Source organism: Anoxybacillus sp. TBDG-1, assembly GCF_054815885.1.
Map to the genome: position 1 here is coordinate 1 of NZ_JBTZSY010000080.1, position 5,046 is coordinate 5,046.

The 5,046-nt window shown below is 38.6% G+C and carries 6 protein-coding genes; 2 read left to right on the forward strand and 4 right to left on the reverse strand.

Annotated features, from left to right (window positions below; genetic code table 11):
* Window positions 1-237 precede the first annotated feature (237 nt).
* From ACYQY7_RS13610 to ACYQY7_RS13620, 3 genes are read right to left on the reverse strand one after another with little or no spacing between them, the layout of a single operon-like run.
* The gene (locus tag ACYQY7_RS13610) at window positions 238-369 is read right to left on the reverse strand and encodes a YuzL family protein (RefSeq protein ID WP_461202858.1); all 132 of its coding nucleotides are present in this window, start codon (window positions 367-369) and stop codon (window positions 238-240) included.
* Window positions 370-403: 34 nt separating this feature from the next.
* Window positions 404-1,180, reverse strand: a complete 777-nt coding sequence (locus ACYQY7_RS13615) for a class I SAM-dependent methyltransferase (RefSeq protein ID WP_461202860.1) — start codon at window positions 1,178-1,180, stop codon at window positions 404-406.
* 42 nt (window positions 1,181-1,222) lie between these two features.
* Window positions 1,223-1,657, reverse strand: a complete 435-nt coding sequence (locus ACYQY7_RS13620) for a BrxA/BrxB family bacilliredoxin (protein ID WP_461202862.1) — start codon at window positions 1,655-1,657, stop codon at window positions 1,223-1,225.
* Window positions 1,658-1,798: 141 nt separating this feature from the next.
* On the opposite strand from ACYQY7_RS13620, the gene metA reads away from it, so the two are divergent.
* Entirely contained in the window at window positions 1,799-2,707 is a 909-nt protein-coding gene (gene metA / locus ACYQY7_RS13625; RefSeq protein WP_461202864.1) for a homoserine O-acetyltransferase MetA, read from the forward strand.
* A 91-nt stretch (window positions 2,708-2,798) separates the two neighbouring features.
* Window positions 2,799-4,301 carry an MDR family MFS transporter gene (locus tag ACYQY7_RS13630; RefSeq protein WP_461202866.1) on the forward strand — a complete coding sequence of 501 codons (1,503 nt, stop codon included), beginning with the start codon at window positions 2,799-2,801 and terminating at the stop codon, window positions 4,299-4,301.
* Between the two features lie 8 nt (window positions 4,302-4,309).
* Here ACYQY7_RS13630 and ACYQY7_RS13635 read toward each other — a convergent pair whose 3' ends face one another.
* A complete protein-coding gene (locus tag ACYQY7_RS13635; protein WP_461202868.1) occupies window positions 4,310-4,984 on the reverse strand; it encodes a class I SAM-dependent methyltransferase in 675 nt (224 codons plus the stop codon).
* Between the last annotated feature and the right edge of the window lie 62 nt (window positions 4,985-5,046).

Sequence of the window (5,046 nt, forward strand, 5' to 3'; positions counted from 1 at the left end):
TGTATATAGAGTTTTATGGATTTTTACAAAAACATTTTAACAGTTACTAACCTCCATCAAGTTCTGCGTCTTTTGCTATAAAACGTTTCAACTTTGCACACGGAAAAAGGTTAAAGGGGAGAACCGTTTCAATTGTAAATGTTTTTTTTTAAATTGTAAAGAAAAAATGAATATAATTGTTAGAAAAGTAGTTTAATTTCTTTTTTTACAAAAAAACTACCACTATGATGTGGTAGCTTACATCTGCTTTGTTTTTTTACGACTTGAATCGATTTCTATATCTCCGGTTTCCGGCTCAGTCGTTCCTTGTCCTTTTACTTTCGGAGAACTCAATTCTGTTTTTGAAGCATCTTTTTTTCGTTTTCCCACTTCATTCACCTCCTACTGTCTTATTTTGCGCCATTTATGAAAGTTCAATCGTCCCAAAATGAAATTTTGCTGTTTTTCTTCGATAAACCGAAAAACCAAATTGATAAAATCGCGAACTTTGCCAATGATCTTTTAATACGATTCGTTGACGGGCTACTCGCTTTGCTTGTTCGATCACTTCTACCGTTAGATCCGTATATAGCGCTGCTTGTTTTAGTCCTCTTATCCCATCTGCCTCCTCAATCGTTACTTCAAACATCGGATCGAAATAAACGACGTCATATGACTGATCATCACATTGCGCTAAAAAGGAGCTAAAGTCATCATGGAGCACGTGAATGCGTCGCATTGCTTCGTTTAATTCACAAATATCACTTTTCCAATGACGTAACCCTTGTTTTGTTAAGTAAGCGATATATGCACTCCCTTCAATTCCTACGACTTTCCCTTCCTCTCCAACCACTAAGCTTGCAATCATACTATCCGATGCCAATCCAAGCGTACAATCTAAAAACGTCATCCCTTTTTGTAACTTCGTTGCTTGTAAAAACGGTTCACTTTCCCCTTTTAAAATGCGCTTCGCACGAAAAGAAGCAGAATTAGGATGAAAAAATAACGGTTCGTGTCCGTTCGGAAAATGAATCTCTAATCTTTCTTTCCCAACAACAAGAACAGGTTGAGCCGTATGTTGTTGAATAGCTGTAATGGAACGTTTTCGACGAGGAATATATAAAGTGTGTAATTCTAACGCAATTTGTTTCGCTTTCTCAATCATTTGTTTGTTGGTTCTACCTGCAGTGGTCACAATCATACGTTTTCACCTCAAAAGAAAAAGGATGTCTGTAGGACACCCTTAGCAATGTTTTTCAAAAGCTTGCATAATATTTTGCATAATATTTCCAAGCGAATTCGCTTCGATATCGTGGCGTGGAATAAAATGAACAACTTCTTTTCCTTTTAATAAGGCCATCGATGGTGAAGAAGGTTCAATACCTACAAAATACTCCCGCATTTTAGCCGTCGCTTCTCGATCTTGCCCTGCAAATACGGTCACGAGGTGAGTTGGTTTCTTTTCGCTCATTTGTACAGCCTGAATGGCTGCTGGGCGCGCAAGCCCCGCTGCACAACCACAAACAGAATTAACGACAACAAAAGTCGTTCCTTCCACTTGCTCCATAAACTGTTCCACTTCTTCACTTGTACGCAATTCTTTAAATCCGCCGTTGACTAATTCATCGCGCATCGGTTGTACTACTTGACGCATATATTCTTCATATGACATAAACATACGTACATCCCTCCAAATCATTGTTGCTTTTACAAGAATACAACAATATAAATAGAAAAATCAATAAAATAAAAAACATTGAACAATTTTCTAAAAATTTTTATAATGAATGTATTTATATGATGTAGGAGGTTGAGAACATTGCCAATTAATATTCCACGTGATCTTCCAGCAAAAGAAATACTAGAACAAGAAAATATTTTCGTCATGGATGAAGATCGCGCTTATTCTCAAGACATTCGACCATTAAACATTATCATTTTAAACTTAATGCCACAAAAAGAAAAAGCAGAAACACAGTTGTTGCGTTTACTTGGGAATTCACCACTACAAGTGAATGTCACCTTCTTACGACCAGAAACACATGAGGCAAAAACAACATCAAAATATCATCTTGATCAGTTTTACACGACATTCCAACATGTTCGACATCGAAAATACGATGGCATGATTATTACCGGGGCACCCGTTGAACATTTACCGTTTGAACAAGTTGATTACTGGAATGAGTTAACTGAAATTATGGAATGGACAAAGACGAATGTCACATCTACGTTACATATTTGTTGGGGTGCACAAGCGGGGATGTACTATCATTATGGAATTCCAAAATACGACTTACCACAAAAATGTTTCGGTGTATTTGAGCATATGTTAGAGCAAAAGCACGTTAAACTCACCCGTGGATTTGATGATATTCACAAAATTCCACACTCGCGCCATACAGATGTAAAACGTGAACACATTGAGGCTGTTTCAGAGCTAACGATTTTATCTTCATCCGAAGAAGCAGGCGTCTGCCTTGTCATTTCAAACGATGGAAAGCAGGTGTTTTTAACAGGGCATCCAGAGTATGACGCCGCCACACTAAAAGAGGAATACGAACGTGATATAGCCAAAGGCTTAGACATTCAAATTCCAAAATATTATTTTCCACATGACGATCCAAATGAGCAACCACGTAACATATGGCGCTCTCATGCTAATTTACTGTTCGTCAACTGGCTCAATTATTATGTGTATCAGGAGACGCCGTATGTGTGGGAGTAAGCTTTCGCTTGGCAGCGAGAGCTTTTTTATTTGTAAGTACGTAAAAAAAGAATATAATGTTTTGTATACATAACGGAAGGAGACATGCAAGATGGTTGAGCAAACCAGACATATTTCTTTTATTTTAGCAGGATTGCTGTTAGCTATTTTTATAGCAGCAATGGACAATACAATTGTTGCGACAGCCATTGGTACCATCGTCGCTGACTTAGGCGGTGTAGATCAGTTTGTATGGGTCACATCCGCTTATATGGTCACCGTCATGGCTGGTATGCCAATATTTGGTAAATTATCAGATATGTATGGTCGAAAACGTTTCTTTTTATTCGGACTCATCGTTTTTTTAATCGGCTCAGCACTCTGTGGTTTGGCACAAAGCATTGTACAACTCAGTATTTTTCGTGCGATTCAAGGGATTGGTGGCGGGGCATTAATGCCTATTGCATTTACAATCGTATTTGATGTGTTTCCACCGGAAAAGCGAGGAAAAATGACCGGATTGCTCGGTGCGGTTTTTGGGATGTCAAGTGTGCTTGGGCCGTTGCTCGGTGCCTATATTACCGATTATTTAAGCTGGCACTGGGTTTTTTATGTCAATGTACCAATCGGCTTGTTGTCTATTTTCTTTATTGTTCGTTATTACAAAGAAACAACGCCACATACAAAACAATCGATCGATTGGCTTGGTGCACTCACTCTCATTGTTACAGTCGTTAGCTTAATGTTCGCCCTTGAATTAGGTGGAAAAAAATATGATTGGAATTCATTCACCATCATATCGTTATTTATGATTAGTGCAATTTTCTTACTAGCATTTTTGTATGTAGAAACAAAAGCAAAAGAGCCGATTATCTCATTTTCACTTTTTAAACGGCGAACGTTTGCTGTAGCGCAGTTGCTTGCTTTTTTATACGGTGCGACATTTGTCATTTTAACTGTTTTTATCCCGGTGTTTGTACAAGCGGTTTATGGCGGTACAGCGAAAAATGCTGGACTCATCTTAATGCCAATGATGCTTGGGTCTGTCGCAGGCAGTTCGCTTGCTGGTGTTTCACAAACGAAAACATCGTATCGAAATATTATGTTTATTTCCATTATTACTTATTTTTGCGGCATGCTTTTTCTTAGTTGGATGACACCAGAAACATCAAAATTATGGTTAACGATTTATATGGCATTAGCCGGATTTGGAGTTGGATTTTCTTTCTCGCTTTTACCGTCGGCATCTATGCATAACTTAGAGCCTCGTTTCCGTGGTACAGCAAACTCAACAAACTCATTTTTCCGCTCGCTTGGTATGACGATTGGGGTAACGATTTTCGGAACAATCCAGTCAAATAAGTTAACTAGCGAATTACACGAAGCGTTTGGCACGTATGCAACATCATTTTCACCAGATCCACATGCATTGTTTGAGGCTGGAACACGAGCGCAAATTCCATCGCACGTGTTGCAAAAAATTGTAGATGCGATGGCTTCATCGATTACATTTTCATTTTCTATCGCATTAATTCCAATTGTACTTGCTGCGTTAGCTATTTTCTTTATGGGAAATGAAAAATTAGAAGTGCATAAAAAAAGTAGGGGACAATAACACGTCTCCTACTTTTTTTGCAACATAAACAACCATAGAAACGAAACAGCTTGTTTTAATTCCATTGGTAGCTGTTGTATGAAAGATTCATCAACTCCACGCTTATATACACCCTCTTGATCGACAATTATGAAGCCATTTTCCTTCGCTAACTGTTCAAATTCCCAAGGCATCATCGTATTGCAAATAACTGCCTCGCCATATAAACGACGATAACTATTCACTCGCGGAGCGGCCGTTGGTCCAAGAATGCCAACACACACATATGCGTTCGTTTTTAACACACGGCGAACCTCTTCAAGCGCTGCAAGCGGCTGTTCTGTCCATTCTAAACAATTAATAATCATCGCGCCTGAAAACGTTTCATCAGGAAAAGGTAAATTCATAATATCTGCTTGTTGAAAATGAAGATGTTCATGGGGTCTTTGTTTTCTTGCTAATTCAATCATTTCGTTTGATAAATCTAATCCGATGACACGATATCCTTGTTCACACAGTTTATATGACCCGTATCCATCGCCGCAACCAATATCCGCAATATATCCATCTTTCCGTATATGTGTTGTTACAAACGGAATAATCGTCTTTCGACTTCCTCTCTCCCACATCTCTTCACTACTTTGATGCCACCACTCTGCTCGTTCATCCCATTGCTTCTCCGCCTCTTTATGCCATGCGTGCATAACTCCACCGTTACAGAAAACTTACAAAACTTTATAAAGCATCTACAATTCTTTACAAAGTT

Coding starts and splice junctions, on each gene's coding strand:
- ACYQY7_RS13615 (WP_461202860.1), bottom strand. CDS start 1,180: ATGATTGTGACCACTGCAGGTAGAACCAACAAACAAATGATTGAGAAA.
- ACYQY7_RS13630 (WP_461202866.1), top strand. CDS start 2,799: ATGGTTGAGCAAACCAGACATATTTCTTTTATTTTAGCAGGATTGCTG.
- ACYQY7_RS13620 (WP_461202862.1), bottom strand. CDS start 1,657: ATGTTTATGTCATATGAAGAATATATGCGTCAAGTAGTACAACCGATG.
- ACYQY7_RS13635 (WP_461202868.1), bottom strand. CDS start 4,984: ATGCACGCATGGCATAAAGAGGCGGAGAAGCAATGGGATGAACGAGCA.